Below are 16,690 nucleotides of genomic sequence, written 5' to 3'. Positions count from 1 at the left end.
TTACAGGGACTTCACGGCGGTGACGAACTTCTCCCAGGAGGAGGCTGCGTCGTCCGTTTTGTCGACGTCCACCCGGGTGAGGGCCTGCTGCATGGCGTCGTTGATGGCGAAGAACTTGGTCCCCTTGAACGGGGTCACGTCAACGGCCTTGGCCCGCTCGGCGAAGATCTGACCCGTGGGGGCCCCGTTGAAGAAGGCGTTCGTCTCGCCCAGCAGTTCGTCGCTTTCCAGGGCCTGCTTCTGGCTCGGGAAGGTGCCCTTCGCGGTGAAGGCCTTGATCTGCTGCTCCGGGGCGGTGAGCCAGCCGGCCAGCTTCTTGGCCTCGGCCTGGTTCTCGCTCTGGGTGGGGACCGTCAAGTAGGAGCCGCCCCAGTTTCCGCCGCCGCCGGGGAAGACGTTGGCCACGTCCCAGCCCGTAACTCCGGCCGCGTTGCCCTCGATGACCCCGAGCATCCAGCCCGGGCAGAGGGTCGTGGCGAAGGCGCCTGTCTGGAAACCGGCGGCCCAGTCATCGCTCCACTGGCCCAGGTGGGCGGAAAGCCCATCCGTGGTGGAGGCTTCCAGGACCTGGTTGTAGGTGTCCTTGACCTTCTGGTTGTCCGTGGCGATGACGGTGCCGTCCTCCTCCTCATAGACCTTCTCAAGCTGGTTGCTCATGCCCTGGTAGATGGCGCCCGCGGAGTCGAACCACGCGGAGTCCGGGCTGGCAGCCTTGAACTTCTTGCCGGCCTCGAAGTAGCTGTCCCAGGTTCCGCCGAGCATCTTCGCAACTTCCTCGCGCTCGGTGGGCATGCCGGCCTTCTTGAGCAGCTCGGCGTGGTAGCAGACGGCCTCGGGCCCGGAATCCGTGCCGTAGCCCAGAAGCTTCCCGTCAGCAGTCTTCGCAGCGTCGGTCTTCCAGTCCAGCCAGCGTCCTTCGACGGCCGGGTCGCTCAGGTCGGTGAAGCGGTCGGGGTACTGCAGGAGCTCGGGCAACCAGTCGACCTCAACGCCTTCGATGTCGGACAAGCCGGACCCCGCCGCCAGGCGGGTTGTCAGATTGTCGCGGGCTTCGTTGGTTGTAGCGGCCTTCTTGTGCTCGATCGTGACGTTGGGGTTCAGCGTTTCGTACTCTTCAAACAGCTTTTCGTAGCCGAACTCGTTGAACGTTCCGACCGTCAGTGTCACCGGCTTCGAACCGGTGGCTTCATCGGCGCCGGCCTTCTCGGGGGCGGAGGATCCGCAGGCCGTGAGCGACAGGGCCAGGCAGGCGGCCGCGGCCGACAGCGCAGAGAACTTGCTGGTTTTTTTCACAGGGAAGACTCCTTCGTCAAAGTCCATCCGGGCCACAGCGCCGGAGGCAGCGGTGGCCGGATGGGAGCAGCCGCACCATTCGGCGGCTAACTGGGCGGTCCGTGTGGGAGCGCTCTCACGATCATGGTGTCCCACCTCACATGCGCTTGTCAAGGACGAGCTTTTCCCTGGGATCGAACCCTTGTCCGGGGCCGGAGGCGGTGCTACGCTCCAGTGCGGGAGCGCTCCCACAGCTATGTGATCCAGATGCGATCGCCTGCGCCTTCCCGCTCCACGCGACGACCGCACCCCAGAGAACAGGACCAGCAATGCCGCTCGCCTACTTCCCCGCTCATCCAGGGGCCGCCAGGACTGAGATCCAACAGCCGCGGCGCCTCCGGGCCCGTTCCATCGCCGGCACCGCCGTCCTCCTCATCGGCCTTATCGGCACCGGTGGCGGGGTCGCGGGCGCCTCCGTGACTGCCGCGCCGCAGGCCCCCGCCCCTGCTCCGGCCCAGGTCGCCGCCCCGGCTGCACCTGCCGCCCCGCAGGGGGCGGAGCCGGACTTCGGTCCCAACGTCCGGATCTTTGACCCGAGCATGCCCGTGGCCGAGATCCAGGCCACGGTCGACTCCATTGCGGCCCAACAGGTCGACGACGAAATGGGATCCAAGCGGTACTCCCTGCTGTTCAAGCCCGGCACTTATGGCAGCGTCGCGGAGCCTCTCATCGTCCAGGTCGGCTATTCGACGGAGGTTGCCGGCTTGGGCGCCTCACCCACGGACGTCACCATCAACGGGCACGTGGATGTCTACAACCGGTGCCTGACCGCGGACAACTGCATTGCCCTGAACAACTTCTGGCGCTCGTTGTCCAACCTCACCATCAACGTCACCGGCCTCGAAGGGTGCCGGAGTTCGGCCAACTTCTGGGCTGCCTCGCAGGCCTCCCCGATGCGGCGGGTCAACGTCACCGGCGGCAACCTGTCCCTGATGGACTACTGCACCGCCGGACCGCAGTATGCCAGCGGCGGGTTCATTGCCGACTCGAAGACCGGCACGGTGATCAATGGTTCCCAGCAGCAGTACTTCGTGCGTGACAGCAGCATCGGCGACTGGTCCAACGGGGTCTGGAACCAGGTCTTCTCCGGCGTCGACGGCGCCCCGGCTCAGTCCTTCCCCAATCCGCCGTACACGAATCTGGCGAGCACCCCGGTGAGCCGGGAGAAGCCGTATCTCACCCTCGACGCTGCGGGCCAGTACGGCGTCTTCGTTCCCGCGGTCCGCCAGGACTCAGCCGGCACCACCTGGGAAAACGGCCCGACGGCCGGCCGCAGCATCCCGCTGTCCGAGTTCTACGTGGCCAGGCCCGGCGATTCAGTCAAGACCATCAACTCCCAGCTGGCCCGCGGCAAAAACCTGCTGCTGACCCCCGGGGTATACGACATCGACCAGAGCATCGAGGTCAAGCGCGCCAACACCGTCGTCCTCGGGCTCGGCATGGCCACCCTCACCGCCGTCAATGGCGCCGTGCCGCTGACTGTCGCGGATGTCCCCGGCGTCGATATTGCCGCCGTCACGGTGGATGCCGGCGAGGTGAACTCGCCCGCGTTGATGCGCATCGGCAAGACCACAAACTCCGAAGCCGGCGGTTCCTCAAACTCACTGAACCGCAGCGATCCGGCCAATCCCACCACGCTCCACGACGTGTTCTTCCGCATCGGCGGCCCGCACGTGGGCAAGGCCTCGCTCAGCCTGGAAGTCAACAGCGACAACGTGCTCCTGGACCACATCTGGGCCTGGCGGGCGGACCACGGCAACGGCGTCGGCTGGACCACCAATACGGGGGACAACGGTGTCATCATCAACGGCGACCACGTCACGGCCACCGGCCTGTTCGTGGAGCATTACCAGCAGTACAACGTCATCTGGAACGGCGAGCACGGCAAGACGGTCTTCTTCCAGAACGAACTGCCTTACGACGCTCCCAACCAGGCCGCCTGGCAGCACGACGGCGTCCTTGGCTGGGCCGGCTACAAGATCGCCGATTCGGTGAAGACCCACGAACTCTGGGGCGGGGGAAGCTACGTCTACAACAACGTCGACCCGACAATTCACGCCACCCGGGGATTCGAAGTGCCTGTCACGCCCGGCGTGAAGCTCCACAGCCTGCTGTCCGTGAACCTCGGCGCCGGAACCCTGGACCACGTCATCAACGACACCGGCGCGCCGGTCTCGACGGACGCCGTCGGGGTCCCCAGCTACGTCGCCAGCTTCGGCTAGACGACGCCGGCGGGCGGGACTCACCTCCCACCCGCCGGACAGGCACGCCCGCGACGCGCCTTCCGTCCCCCGCGGCGCTGAACTCCTGTCGACACCGGAACACCGGCGCGTCAGGATCTTGGCGCGTCGCGGGCAGCTTCCTGTGTCGTAGTTCCGGGCAAAGGCAGCGAAGTGCGTCAGAGGGACGGTCATCAGAGCCCAGATTCCCGGGCGGAGCCATTGACACATCGTAACTGGAGTCACATACTTGTGGAACCGATTCCATGGAATCGATTCCATGAGTAGTTCAAGCAGTCCCACAATGAGGTGTGCAGCAGTGACAGGACCTTCCATCACCATCAAGGACGTAGCGGCACTGGCCGGCGTCTCGCCGGCCACGGCGTCAAGGGTGCTGTCGGGGAATCCGGCGACGTCGCCGCAGTCCAGGCAGCGAGTGGCCGCGGCGGTCGCCCAACTGGATTTTCATCCCAATGCCCAGGCCCGAGCGCTCCGATCCACCAGGACCAACGTCATCGGGCTGCTCCTTTCAGACGTCCGCAACCCTTTTTTTGCCGATCTGGCACACGCTGCGGAGCAGGCGGCACTCGCCGAGGGGCTTGTCACCCTCCTGGGGAACGCCAACGAGAGCATCCCGCAGCAGGACCGGTATTTGGACACCTTCATTTCGCAGCGCGTGGACGGCGTGATCGCCGCGCCCCAGGGTGAAGGCAGCTCCAGCCTCCACGCCCTGCTGGAACGGGGAATCCCCACGGTATTCGTCGACCGGACCGTCGACGGTGTCGACGTCCCGAGTGTGACAACAGACAGTGATACGGGCATCCGCCAGGCGGTGGAGCACCTCGCCCGCCAGGGCCACGAGCGCGTCGGCTACATCGCTGGGCCCCAGACCACGTCCACGGGACGGGACCGGCTCAAATCCTTCTCCCGCGCCGCCCGGGAATTCGGGCTGAGCACCGACCCCGCCCTGACCTATTTCGGGGACTTTCAGTCAGCCAGCGGTTCGGCCGGCGCGCACCACCTGCTGGGCCTCGCGCAGCCGCCGACCGCACTGCTGGCCGCCGACAGCCCAATGGCCGTCGGCGCGCTGGCCACCTTGAACCGGAAGGGCCTGCGCATCGGCCTGGACATGGCCCTTATTGCCTTCGATGACATCGAATGGTTCTCCTTGCTGGATCCGCCGCTGACCGTCATTTCTCATGACGTGGAGGCGATGGGCCGGACCGCGGTCAGGCTACTGCTCGAGGTTATCGACGGTCAGAAGCCGGACTCGGTCGTCCTGCCCAGTGAACTGATAGTCCGCGCCTCCTCAGGCACGACTGGCCCCAGCGTGGGGCAGCCGTGACAGCAGCGGCTTCCGCCCCGTCCGACCCCTCTGATTTCCAGCTTGGGGCACCATCCGACACCACTGAAGGAGCAGGTCCCATGAGCACGGTTTTTGTGGTCGGAAGCCTCAATATCGACCAGAACATCCGCGTCCGCTCCCTGCCCAGGGCTGGCGAAACCGTCCCGGGATCGGACGCAACGTTCAGCCCGGGCGGCAAGGGCGGCAACCAAGGCGTTGCGGCGGCCCGCGCGGGTGCCTCAGTGAAATTCACCGGCGCTGTCGGTAACGACGCCCATGGACGGCGAATCCTTGAGGTCCTGTCCGGGGCCCACATCGACGCCGGTCATGTACGGGTCGTCGCCGGCGCCGCCACGGGGACCGCCGTAATCGCTGTCGACGACCAGGGCGAAAACCAGATCATCGTCAGTCCGGGCGCTAATGCGGGACTCACCGCCGGCGACGTCGAAGCGGGGCTCGCCACCATGCGGGCCGGCGACGTCCTGGTCCTGCAGCTGGAAATCCCGACGGCGCTGGTCCAGCAGGCCGCACGGACCGCTAAGAGCCGCGGGGCGTTTGTCATCCTCAACGCCGCCCCCGCCCCCCGGCGTATCGACGGGCTGCTCGACGACGTCGACCTCCTGGTAGTGAACGAGCAGGAAATCCAAGTCCTGGCAGGCCTCGCCGGGATACGCGGGAGCCACCGGGACCTGGTCCAGACGCTCCCACCAGTCCTTGGTCCGGCAATCGTCTGCACCGCCGGAGCGGAAGGGTCCCACACGGTCCTGGACGGCAACCTTGTGCACGTCCCGGCGACGAAAGTTACCGCCACGGACACCACTGGGGCCGGCGACACGTTCGTGGGCTACCTCGCCGCGTCCCTCGCAGGCGGCCCCCGCCAGCTGCCCGCCGCACTGATCCAAGCCAGCCGCGCATCGGCCCTCGCCGTCACGCGCAGCGGCGCCATGGAATCGATTCCATGGCGCCATGAAATACCGGCATCCGAGCCAGCCCCCGCAACAACCAACCCCGTCATTCCGTACCAAGGAGTCTCATGAAAATCGCACTCGGCAACGATCACGCCGGCTTCCCCCTGAAGGCCTTCGTCCAGTCCGTCTTGGAAGACCTCGGCCATGAGGTCATCGACTGCGGCGCACCCAGCGAGGCCCCGGTCGATTTCCCGGACATCACGCGAGCCACCTGCGATCTGGTCCGCTCCGGCGAGGCCGAGCGGGCCGTGTTGGTCTGCGGGACCGGGGTGGGCGCCGTCATGGCGGCCAACAAGATCCCGGGTATCCGTTGCGCCCTGGGACACGATGTCTACTCCGCCCATCAGAGCGTGGAACACGACGATGCCAACGCCATCGCCATGGGCGCCTGGCTGATCGGCAGGGCCACGGCCAAGGAAGTCCTCGAGTCCTTCCTGGACGCCAAGTTCGACAACGACGAGGACACCATCCGCCGAGTCCAGAAACTGCGCGAGATGGAGCTTGAGGGAGCACGGGAACTGGCCGCCGAAATCTGACCGGTCCGGCACCACCAGAAGTTCAACAGGCCTTCGGCGCACCGCCCAGGGCTGTCCAGCAATATCAAAGGAGATATCGAACATGACGGCAGCAATCACTGACCGGCCACGCCAGGCCGCCCACGGTTCCCCCGGAAAGATCAAGACCGCCATGGCCTCGGCCGCCGGCACCTGCGTGGAAAATTACGACTTCGTGGCCTACGGCACGGCCGCGGCCCTGTACTTCGGCAAGGTCTTCTTCCCCAACACCGACCCTGTTGTCGGAACGCTCCTGGCCTTCGCCACGCTGGCGGTGGGCTTCCTGATGCGGCCCATCGGCGGGGCCGTCGGCGGCTACCTTGGCGACAAGTACGGCCGGAAGCCCGTGCTGGTCGGCGCACTGCTGACCATGGGCATCGCCACCGTCCTGATCGGCTGCCTCCCCACCTACGCGCAGGTCGGCATCCTCGCACCCATCCTGCTGGTCATCATCCGGATGATCCAGGGCCTGGCCTTCGGGGCCGAGTGGGGCGGCGCCGTCATGATGACGTTCGAGCACGCACCGTGGAAGCAGCGAGGCCGCTTCGCCGCCATCCCTCAGGCAGGCAACCCGCTGGGCATCACCCTGGCCAACGCCGCCTTCCTGCTCTCCGCCTCGCTGCAGACAGACTGGGCCTGGCGGTTGCCGTTCCTCGCCAGCGCCATCCTAATCGTCGTCGGCCTGGTGGTCCGGATGAAGCTCGAGGAATCACCCGAGTTCGAACACACCAAGGCCATCGGCGCGATCGTCAAGAACCCGCTGACCACCGTGATCAAGAATGACTGGCGGAACATCCTGCGGGTGATCTCACTGCGCATCGTGGAGAGCTGCGCGTACTACGTCACAGCAACGTATCTGCTCTCCTACATCGCCAAGAACAATCCCGATGACCGGGCCATCGGCCTCACCGGCATTGTGATCGCCAGCCTCCTTGCCATCCCGGTCACGCTGATCGCCGGCGCGCTTACCGACCGCATCGGCCGTCGCAAGCTTTACCTTGGCGGAACCATCGCCGTCATCGCCTTCGGATTCCCGATGTTCCTGCTTAGCAATACCGGCAATCCGTTCCTGATTGCCTTGGCGTTCGTGATCGGCATCGGCATCATCCATGCAACGTTTACCGGCACGCAGGGTGCCTGGTTCGCAGAGCTGTTCCAGACCAACACCAGGACGTCTGGTGCCTCAATTGGCTACCAGGTTGCCGCGTCCATTTCCGGATTTGCTCCGTTCGTGGCCGTCCTGCTGGCCTCCGTCTTCGGCTGGGCCGGCGGCGCCTCGCTGTACGTCCTCGTGGGCGTCATCGGCCTCATCGGGGTGTTGAACACCCGGGAAACCTGGGGCGCAAAGGAAAAGGCCGAGGTGGACGCCATCATCGCCGGCGAGCCGGCCGATTCCGCAGCGGACGAGCCAGCACCGTCCTCCGTGCGCTAGAACGGACAAAATGCGACCCGGGCCCGCCCTCTTGGACGGACCCGGGTCGCATTTCTTAAGTGGCTATGTAGGCCTGCTAGGCCCCGCGACGTGACATGGCCAGCCGCCCGCGCACGGAGGCCACTGTCCAGACCGTCAGCAGGCACGCCACCAGCAGCAGCCCGGCCTCGCCCAGGTCGATCTCCCCCAGCCAGCTGGTCACGGGATCCTCGAGTCCGAAGGCCGCGTTGAAGGAACCGCCCAAGGTGATGACTGAAATGGCCAGGGCCGACACGGCGGAGATGCCGGTGATCAGGGCGTTGAAGCCCAGCGTGCGCCGCGGATTGTGGATGGCGGAGCTGTACATCCGCATCATGGCGACGCCGTTGGCGGTGTCGCACAGTGTCATGGCGGCGGTGAATGCCAGCGGAAGCGCCAGGAGGGCCAGCGGGGAGACCCCGGCGAGCGATGCGGCCGTCGCCATCACCAGCAGGCCGATGGTGGTGGCCGTGTCGAAACCCAGTCCGAAGAGGAAGCCGATGACGTAGATGTTCCGCGGCCGTTGGACGCGGGACAGGGGTTTGGCCAGCAGCCGGGCCACAAATCCCTTCGCCTCCAGGTCCTCCTCCCGCACCGCTCCGCCGCCCTGCACGCTGCGGTAGGCCTGCGCGGTCCGGATGAAGGCGGATCCGTTGAACAGCCCCATGGCGAGCAGGAAGATCCCCGAGACGCCGCTGCCGATCAGCCCCAGCACGAGGTTTCCGGTGCTGCCGTCCTCCATGAGCTGGCCCATCATCGCGGCGCCGCCGACCACCAGGATCCCCGCCAGGATCACCACCGAACTGTGGCCCAGGCTGAAGGCGAACCCGACGCTCACCGGATCCCGGCGCTGGGCCACGAACTTGCGGGTCGAATTGTCGATGGCGGCGAGGTGGTCCCAGTCGTAGCTGTGTTTGATGCCCGCCAGGTAGGCAGTCAGCACCAGGCCGAGCGCCAGCGGCTCGCCGGCCGTCACCAAACCGGCCAGCAGGAGCACGACGGCGGCCGCATGCAGGGCCAGCACCGCACCGAAGGTGACCAACAGCCGGGTCCGCATCGGGAGCTGCTCGCGCCGGCGGTACAGGGCGGTGACTCCGGTCAACGTGGTCATCAGTATTTCCTTAGGTCCAGGGGCGCCGTGCCGTGCCACCGCTTTCGGAGCAGGGCGCTGCAGGCGCCCAGGAGCCGGTTGAGTTCTTCGGTGCTGTTCGAAAGGGACCGGAGCACCAGACCGCTGATGCCATCAACTGTGGCAGTTAATGAGACTCCCGTGTAGGCCTCATTCCCGCCCGTCAGCACGTGCAGTTCATCCGCGAGGGCCTGGTCGACGCGCCGGTCGACCACGATAAGGGACCCCACATGGCTGAAACCCTCCATGAACCCCATCCCCGTGACATCGTGCGTCGGGGGCCGGATCAGCAGGTTGTCGAGGGCCAGCAGTCCGCTCTTCCCCCCGGAGTCGACCCGGATTTCGGTCCGGAGCCGCAGTTCCTCGTAACGGAACGAGGCGCCGTCCGGCGACCAGCCGGGGGTGATGACCTCGGACATGACCAGGGACGACGTCGGGTGCAGGGTGATGTGCGTGTTCTGCCGGTAGCTGGCCCCGCGGTAGGCGATCAGCTGATCCGGGGCGAGCTCCAGCTGCGACCCCTCCCCCAGCCGCAGCCGCATCCGCTGCTCGGCAAAGGAGCCGGGCGTCCGGTAGATCTTGGTGGCCGACTGGGTCGTGAGCAGCAGCTTCGCCCCGTCCGCCACCTCAACATCGATGACGTAGAGATCGGTCCCCAGATACGCCCCGCCAGGATTCACTACGACATAACAAACCTGCCCCGAATCATCCAGGTAATGCGGCCGCAAAACCCGCAAGGCCCCGCGGTGGTACTGATGCGTTGCCACCGATTTGCCTCCACGATCAGCGACGACGAGTTCGAGCTCCCCCATCGGCGACTTAACCGCTGAGGCGGCGAGGCCGGATTTTGGGGCCGCGGCGTGGCGGGCACCGCGAAGCGGGCACGGCCCCAAATCCGGCGAAGCCGCCGGAGCCCGCACAATCGCCGTCATGACGCCAGGTCAAGCATCAGGACATCGCGCCGCATCCATTCGATGACCCGTTCCAGTCCTTCGTCGGTCTTGAGGTTGGTGAAGCAGAACGGCTTTTCGCCCCGGAATTCGCGTGAGTCCCGCTCCATCACGGAGAGGTCCGCGCCGACGTGCGGCGCGAGGTCGGTCTTGTTGATGATGAATAGGTCGGACTTGATCATGCCTTGGCCGGCTTTGCGCGGGATCTTCTCGCCCTGGGCCACGTCGATGATGTAGATGGAGAAGTCCACGAGTTCGGGGCTGAACGTGGCGGAGAGGTTGTCCCCGCCGGATTCCACGAAGATCACCTGCAGGTCCGGGTGCCGCTGCTTGAGCTCCTCGATGGCCGCGGTGTTCATGGAGGTGTCCTCGCGGATCGCGGTGTGCGGGCAGCCGCCGGTTTCCACGCCGATGATCCGGTCGATCGGGAGGATTCCGTTGGCTGCCAGGATTTTGGCGTCCTCGATCGTGTAGATGTCGTTGGTGATCGCCGCCATGGAAATGTCCCGGCTCATGTGGCGGGTGAGGCGTTCCACGAGCTGGGTCTTGCCGGCGCCCACCGGGCCGCCGATGCCGATTTTGATGGGCTCAGACATATTCTTCTCCAGACATATTTCTCTTGCGGCTAGCTCATGAACATGCGGGCACGCTGGCGCTCGTGCCGCATCTGCGAAATTTCGAGGCCGGGGCTGACCGCACCAAAGTCGGCCCGGTCCAGGCTGCCGGCGCGTGTGACTGCGGCTGCGACGTCGTCGGCCGCCTTCCGCAGCAGCCGCTGGCCCGCGTTCTGCCCCAGCGGGATGGCCCGGACGGCGTTCTGCGTCAGGGAGGTGACCGCGGCGAACAGGTAGGCGGCGAGGGCCTCGGGGAGCGGGACGCCCAGGGAACGCGCGACGACGGCGAACGCCAGCGGCTGGTGGCCGGCGGCGCGGCCGGTACCCACCAGCTCCCGGTACTCCGCCAGTTCGGGGGACGGAAAGATCTCCGCGCCGATCTCAAGGAGCCGGGCGCCCATCTTGACGCTGGCCTCGCGCAGCTGCCGGGGCAGCAGCTGGGCCGTCAGCAAGGCATCCAGTTCAGCAACCGGAACATCCTCGTAGAGGAACCGGATGGCCAGCGCGTCCGAATAGCTCAGCGGCTGTGACACGAACGCCGCCAGCCACACCCCGAACGACTCCTCGTCGTGCACCAGCCCGCGGTCAAGGTAGGTCTCAAAGCCCAGCGAGTGCGCGAACGCCCCGGTGGGCAGCGCCGAATCACACAGCTGGTGCAGGGCCAGCTGGTAGGACGCCGGACTAGTGGGAGTGCTCGGCATGGCGGAAGGGGACGGGCATCACGCGCTCCTGGCGGTCATAGGGCGCTCCGACGTGTTTGAGGTAGTCCTCCACCGTGTGGTCGTACTGGCAGACCATCACGGCGGCACCGTACTCAGAAGAGGTCTCGAAGAACTGGGCCTGCAGGTGCCGGTTGCCGAGCGAATGCGCCACCACCCCCATCTCGTGGATGGAGCGCGGCGCGATGACGAGGACATCGGTGGGTAGCACCGACACCACGATCATGTTGGCCTCCGCGACGTGCAGGACGTCGCCGTCGCGCAGGTCCCCGGAACCGGAGGGGAGGCGGATGCCCAGTTCCTTGCCATGGTCGGTGGTGACGCGCTGGACGCGTTTGACCAGCTGGGCGCTGGGGAGCACGACCTTTTCGCGGTGAAGCCCGGCATACGGGTCCGGACCCGGGGGAACATCGTGCGTGTTGCCGAGGACCTTGTCGATGATCATTCCTGTCTCCTCTGGACGCCTAGAAAAGGAAGTAGCGCTGCGCCATCGGCAGCACATCGGACGGTTCGCAGGTGACGTCCTCGCCGTCGACCGTCACCTGGTACGTTTCCGGGTCCACCTCGATGTCCGGGGTGGCGCCGTTGTACTTGAGGTCCGCTTTCGTGAGGCTGCGGATGCCGGACACGGGCCGGATGACCTTCTCCAGTCCCAGCTCCGCCGGGACCCCGGCGTCGACGGCGGCCTGGGAGAGGAAAGTGATGGAGGACTGCTGCAGGGCCTTGCCGTAGGCGGCGAACATCGGCCGCATGGTGCGCGGCTGCGGCGTGGGGATGGAGGCATTGGCGTCCCCCATCAGCGCGTAGGCGATCTGCCCGCCCTTGAGCACCAGTTCCGGCTTGACCCCGAAAAATGCCGGGTCCCAGAGCACCAGGTCCGCGAACTTTCCGACCTCCACCGAGCCGATGGAGTCCGCCATGCCCTGCGCGATGGCGGGGTTGATGGTGTATTTCGCCACGTAGCGTTTCAGGCGGAAGTTGTCGCTCTCCGCGCCGAGGCCGGACGCAGCGCCGTGGATACCGCCGTCCGGATCCTTGAGCACTCCGCGCTGCTTCTTCATCTTGTCCGCGACCTGCCAGGTGCGGATGACCACCTCGCCCACGCGGCCCATGGCCTGAGAGTCCGAGGACGTGATCGCGAAGATCCCCAGATCCTGGAGCACGTCCTCGGCGGCGATGGTCTCGGCGCGGATGCGGGAGTCCGCAAATGCCACGTCCTCCGGGATGTCCGGGTTGAGGTGGTGGCAGACCATGAGCATGTCCAGGTGCTCTTCGATGGTGTTGCGTGTGTACGGCAGCGTGGGGTTCGTGGAGGCCGGCAGGACGTTGGGCAGCCCGGCGATCTTGATGATGTCCGGGGCGTGCCCGCCGCCGGCGCCCTCGGTGTGGAAGGTGTGGATCACGCGCCCGTCGATGGCCCGGATGGTGTCCTCCACGAAGCCGCACTCGTTCAGGGTGTCGGTGTGGATGGCGACCTGGACGTCGTAGCGGTCCGCGACCTTCAGCGAGGTGTCGATCGAGGACGTTGTGGAGCCCCAGTCCTCATGGACTTTCAGCCCGATCGCGCCGGCGCGGATCTGCTCGGCCAGGGGCTCGACGGCGGACGCGTGCCCCTTGCCGAACAGGCCGATGTTGATCGGGAGCCCCTCGGCCGCCTGCAGCATCCGCTGGATGTGCCATTTGCCGGGGGTGACGGTGGTGGCCTTGGTGCCCTCGGCGGGGCCGGTGCCGCCGCCGATCATGGTGGTCACGCCGCTGCACAGGGCCGCGGGGACCTGGTCCGGGGAGATGAAATGGATGTGCGAGTCAACCCCGCCGGCGGTCAGGATCTTCCGTTCCCCGGCGATGATCTCGGTGCTGGCGCCGATGACGATGTCCACGCCGTCGGCGATCTGCGGGTTGCCGGCCTTGCCGATCCGGAAGATGTGGCCGTCCCGGAGCGCGACGTCGGCCTTGTAGATCCCGGTGTAGTCGAGGATGACAACGTTGGTGATTACGGTGTCCGGAACGTCTTCCTCGCGAGTCACCTGGCCGTTCTGGCCCATGCCGTCGCGGATCACCTTGCCGCCGCCGAAGACCACTTCCTCGCCGTATACGGTAAGGTCCTTCTCGATTTCGAGGAAAAGTTCGGTGTCGGCGAGGCGGATGGAGTCCCCGGTCGTGGGCCCGTACAGGTCCGCGTACTGCCGGCGGGACAACTCGAAACTCATTTGCGTGCTCCTTCAATCGGGGCAAGCGTTCCGTTGACCGCATTGCTGAGGCCGAAGACCTCGCGCCGGCCGGCGAGTTCGATCAGCCGGACGGTCTTGCTGTCCCCGGGCTCAAAGCGGGCCGCCGTTCCCGCCGGGATGTCCAGGCGCCGGCCGTAGGCGGTCCGTCGGTCGAACGTCAGGGCGGCATTGGCTTCGGCAAAGTGGAAGTGCGAGCCCACTTGCACGGGACGGTCGCCGGTGTTGGTCACCGCGACGTCGACCGCCTCCCGGCCGGCGTTGACCAGCACGGGCTCGGGGCCCAGGACGTATTCTCCGGGAATCATCTCGGTGCCCCTATCGGATCGGGTCGTGGACGGTGACGAGCTTGGTGCCGTCCGGGAACGTGGCTTCGATCTGGACGTCGTGGATCATCTCCGGCACGCCCTCCATGACGTCGTCACGGCGGAGCACGGTGGTGCCGTAGCTCATCAGCTCCGCCACGGTCCTGCCGTCCCGGGCGCCCTCGATCAGTTCGTAGCTGATGATGGCCACCGCCTCCGGGAAGTTCAGCTTCAGCCCCCGCGCCTGGCGCCGGCGGGCGAGGTCGGCCGCGACCACGATCATGAGCTTTTCCTGCTCACGGGGCAGAAGATGCATGACGGGATCCCTTCAACACCGGCGGTCACGGGCCTGGCGGCGCCGCGGTGTTGCCAGAGTAGACGGGGAACATTTCCTGCAGGTTTCCCTTGCGTCACGAACTGCGTCCAACCGACACCGACGGCGGCGGCGCGTCCCGGGCGATGGGTTTCAGCCCTGCGGGTCGTTCCGTTCCGCGTCGTAACCGGCAAGGAGCCGGCGGGCCGCGGTGCCCATGTGCGAATGCATGGCCGCAGTCACTCCCGCCTCGTCGCGGCGCTCCAGCGCCGTGAAAATCTCCCGGTGTTCGTCGAGGGCGGCCGCTGCATGCCCTTCGTCGGTCAGGGCGCGGTCCACCCAGATCCGCAGCAGTGAGCGGATGCTCTGCAGGAGTTCGGCCAGGACCTTGTTCCCCGAACTTTCGGCGATTTCGCGGTGGAAGGCGGCGTCGGCTTCCACAAAGGCTGCAAGGTCATCCAGGTTGGCTTCCATAGCGTCCAGATAGCCGCGCAGGCGCGCCAGCGCTTCGTCCGTGATGCGGGCCGCGGCGAGCTGGCCGGCCTGGACTTCGAGGCCTCCGCGGAGCTCCACGAGCTCCCGGGTTCGAGGTTCCCCGAGCATGAGGCCCCAGCTCAGTGTGCGCGGCAGCAGTTCCGAGATGCCGTCCCGGAGATAGGTGCCGGAGCCGGGCCGGACCACCACGATGCCGAGGATCTCCAGGGCCGCCAGCGCTTCGCGGACGGCTGAGCGTCCCACGCCCAGCGAGGCGGCAAGTTGGCGTTCGCCGGGCAGCCGTGTTCCGGCGGCGATCTCCCCGCTCGTGAAGTAGCCCAGGAGTCGCTCGGCCACCTCGGAGACAACCGACCCCTGCTCCATGGAGCCGAGGGCGGCGCTGATTTTGGCGGCCGAAGCGGCGGAGGTGGCAGACACAGTCCAAGGGTAACAACCGGATGACCGGTTGAACCGAGCCAAACCGCAAAAGAAACAACTCGTCAACCGGTTGACCAATTTAGGTTGGGAAGCCTATGGTTTTAATCACACGCTTTAGCTATCGCGGCCCGCATGGGCACCAGTAACCGGGCGAAACCGGCAGGCCTCCAGCGCAGGGAGCCGCAGAAAACCAATATCTAGGAGTCAATGTGGACACCACACAATCGGTGGTCGAAAGATCTGCAATTAAGAAGGTGGCGTACCGGCTGGTGCCGTTTGTCGCCCTGATGTTCTTCATCAATTTCTTGGACCGCACGGCCATCTCGTTCGCAGGCCCCAACGGCATGAACGCGGACCTCGGCCTCTCGGCGGCCCAGTTTGGCTTCGCCTCCGGCGTCTTCTTCATCGGCTACATCCTGCTGGAGGTCCCCAGTAACCTGGCCCTGCACAAGTTCGGCGCCCGCCGCTGGCTGGCCCGGATCATGGTCAGCTGGGGCATTGTGTCCCTGCTGTTCACCTGGGTCAGCAGTGTGGAGCAGCTCTATGTCCTCCGCTTCATCCTGGGTGTGGCCGAAGCCGGGTTCTTCCCGGGCGCCATCCTCTTCCTCAGTCTCTGGGTTCCGTCGCGGCACCGGAGCAAGATCCTGGCCCTGTTCTACTTGGCCCAGCCGCTGACCACCGTCATCGGTGCACCGCTTGCCGGCCTCCTCATCCAGCAGGAGGGCCTCTTCGGGCTCGAGGGCTGGCGCGTTATGTACCTCGGAGTATCGATTCCGGCCATCGTCGTCGGCATCATCGCCTGGTTCTACCTCGCCGACTCCCCGGCCAAGGCCAAATGGCTGACCCCGGACGAGAAGACCTGGCTGACCAACGCCCTTGAGACCGAAAAGAAGGAAACCTCGGCGAACAACAAGCACGTCAGCGTCCGGACGGTCTTCACCAACGGCAGGGTCTGGCTGCTGTCCGCCATCTACTTCGGCTTCATCTACGGCCTGTACGCTCTGGCGTTCTTCCTGCCCACCATCATCGCCGGCTTCGAAGGCCAATACGGGACCAAGTTCGACGTCTTCCAGAAGGGCCTCATCACCGCCATCCCGTACCTGCCCGCGGCCTTCGCCCTGTACTTCTGGTCCAAGGACGCCACGAAGCGCGGTGTCAAGACCTGGCACATCGCCCTGCCCGCCCTGATCGGCGGCCTGAGCATCCCGCTGGCCCTGTTCGCCGGTTCGCCGGCCGCGACCATCGCTGTCATCACCATCACGGCGATGTCCATCTTTGCGGCGCTGCCCAACTTCTGGACGGTCCCCACCCAGTTCCTCACCGGTGCGGCGGCAGCCGCAGGCATCGCCCTGATCAACACCATCGGCAACCTGGCCGGCTTCAGCGCCGGCTACGTCACCGGCTGGCTCAAGGACCTCACGGGAAGCTACACCGTTCCGATGTTCGTCGTCGGCGGCTTCATGCTTCTCTCCGCCGTCCTCATGGTGATCCTGAGCCGCTCCGGCAAGGTCAGCGACGGCGTCCCCGCCGAAGCGCTGGACCCTGCCGGGGCCGGACACCACGCCGAGCCGTAACAGACCGGGGGCGTCCCCCTCACCCGGGGACGTCCCCGCACCACCCCCAGCGCGCCCGCCGTCACACCCCCAACCGAC

16 protein-coding genes are annotated in these 16,690 nt (G+C 66.3%); 6 read left to right on the top strand and 10 right to left on the bottom strand.

Annotated elements, in window-relative coordinates:
* Entirely contained in the window at window positions 1-1,293 is a 1,293-nt protein-coding gene (locus AC06G6_RS00300) for an ABC transporter substrate-binding protein (RefSeq protein WP_479825245.1), read from the bottom strand.
* A gap of 308 nt (window positions 1,294-1,601) precedes the next feature.
* On the opposite strand from AC06G6_RS00300, the gene AC06G6_RS00295 reads away from it, so the two are divergent.
* The 5 genes from AC06G6_RS00295 to AC06G6_RS00275 all read left to right on the top strand — a co-directional run bounded on the left by AC06G6_RS00295 (window position 1,602) and on the right by AC06G6_RS00275 (window position 7,850).
* Window positions 1,602-3,554, top strand: coding sequence for an adenylyl cyclase (locus AC06G6_RS00295; RefSeq protein WP_479825243.1), 1,953 nt, complete (start codon window positions 1,602-1,604; stop codon window positions 3,552-3,554).
* A gap of 316 nt (window positions 3,555-3,870) precedes the next feature.
* On the top strand, window positions 3,871-4,896 hold the full coding sequence (locus tag AC06G6_RS00290) for a LacI family DNA-binding transcriptional regulator (RefSeq protein WP_479825241.1): 1,026 nt from the start codon (window positions 3,871-3,873) through the stop codon (window positions 4,894-4,896).
* Between the two features lie 80 nt (window positions 4,897-4,976).
* Window positions 4,977-5,933, top strand: a complete 957-nt coding sequence (locus AC06G6_RS00285; protein WP_479825240.1) for a ribokinase — start codon at window positions 4,977-4,979, stop codon at window positions 5,931-5,933.
* Window positions 5,930-6,400, top strand: a complete 471-nt coding sequence (locus tag AC06G6_RS00280; protein ID WP_479825239.1) for an RpiB/LacA/LacB family sugar-phosphate isomerase — start codon at window positions 5,930-5,932, stop codon at window positions 6,398-6,400. Before AC06G6_RS00285 ends, AC06G6_RS00280 begins: the two co-directional genes overlap by 4 nt.
* 82 nt (window positions 6,401-6,482) lie before the next feature.
* The gene (locus tag AC06G6_RS00275) at window positions 6,483-7,850 is read left to right on the top strand and encodes an MFS transporter (RefSeq protein WP_479825237.1); all 1,368 of its coding nucleotides are present in this window, start codon (window positions 6,483-6,485) and stop codon (window positions 7,848-7,850) included.
* A 76-nt stretch (window positions 7,851-7,926) separates the two neighbouring features.
* Here the strand turns inward: AC06G6_RS00275 and AC06G6_RS00270 are convergent, their stop codons facing one another.
* The 9 genes from AC06G6_RS00270 to AC06G6_RS00230 form a co-directional block, all read right to left on the bottom strand.
* On the bottom strand, window positions 7,927-8,979 hold the full coding sequence (locus AC06G6_RS00270; protein ID WP_479825235.1) for a HoxN/HupN/NixA family nickel/cobalt transporter: 1,053 nt from the start codon (window positions 8,977-8,979) through the stop codon (window positions 7,927-7,929).
* Window positions 8,979-9,809, bottom strand: a complete 831-nt coding sequence (locus AC06G6_RS00265; RefSeq protein ID WP_479825233.1) for an urease accessory protein UreD — start codon at window positions 9,807-9,809, stop codon at window positions 8,979-8,981. Before AC06G6_RS00265 ends, AC06G6_RS00270 begins: the two co-directional genes overlap by 1 nt.
* 116 nt (window positions 9,810-9,925) lie before the next feature.
* Window positions 9,926-10,543: an urease accessory protein UreG gene (gene ureG, locus AC06G6_RS00260; protein WP_479825231.1), complete on the bottom strand. Its 618-nt coding sequence runs from the start codon at window positions 10,541-10,543 to the stop codon at window positions 9,926-9,928.
* 29 nt (window positions 10,544-10,572) lie between these two features.
* Complete coding sequence (locus AC06G6_RS00255; RefSeq protein WP_479825229.1) at window positions 10,573-11,262, bottom strand: urease accessory protein UreF; 690 nt, start codon at window positions 11,260-11,262, stop codon at window positions 10,573-10,575.
* Entirely contained in the window at window positions 11,243-11,725 is a 483-nt protein-coding gene (gene ureE / locus AC06G6_RS00250; protein ID WP_479825227.1) for an urease accessory protein UreE, read from the bottom strand. The genes AC06G6_RS00255 and ureE overlap by 20 nt, the downstream gene beginning before the upstream one ends.
* Before the next feature lie 19 nt (window positions 11,726-11,744).
* Window positions 11,745-13,490, bottom strand: a complete 1,746-nt coding sequence (ureC, locus tag AC06G6_RS00245; protein ID WP_479825225.1) for an urease subunit alpha — start codon at window positions 13,488-13,490, stop codon at window positions 11,745-11,747.
* Window positions 13,487-13,816 (bottom strand): urease subunit beta, encoded by a 330-nt coding sequence (locus tag AC06G6_RS00240; protein ID WP_479825223.1) that lies wholly within the window; start codon window positions 13,814-13,816, stop codon window positions 13,487-13,489. Before AC06G6_RS00240 ends, ureC begins: the two co-directional genes overlap by 4 nt.
* Before the next feature lie 10 nt (window positions 13,817-13,826).
* On the bottom strand, window positions 13,827-14,129 hold the full coding sequence (locus tag AC06G6_RS00235) for an urease subunit gamma (protein WP_479825221.1): 303 nt from the start codon (window positions 14,127-14,129) through the stop codon (window positions 13,827-13,829).
* 150 nt (window positions 14,130-14,279) lie between these two features.
* Window positions 14,280-15,038 (bottom strand): FadR/GntR family transcriptional regulator, encoded by a 759-nt coding sequence (locus tag AC06G6_RS00230; protein ID WP_479825219.1) that lies wholly within the window; start codon window positions 15,036-15,038, stop codon window positions 14,280-14,282.
* Window positions 15,039-15,247: 209 nt separating this feature from the next.
* Between AC06G6_RS00230 and AC06G6_RS00225 the strand changes: the two genes are divergently transcribed.
* Window positions 15,248-16,612, top strand: a complete 1,365-nt coding sequence (locus tag AC06G6_RS00225; protein WP_479825217.1) for an MFS transporter — start codon at window positions 15,248-15,250, stop codon at window positions 16,610-16,612.
* The last annotated feature ends 78 nt before the right edge of the window (window positions 16,613-16,690 follow it).

The sequence above is a fragment of the Arthrobacter sp. CJL-S3 genome (genome assembly GCF_056711635.1).
The sequence above is the reverse complement of the archived record's forward strand: the minus strand, read 5'-3'. Positions and strand labels throughout refer to the sequence as shown.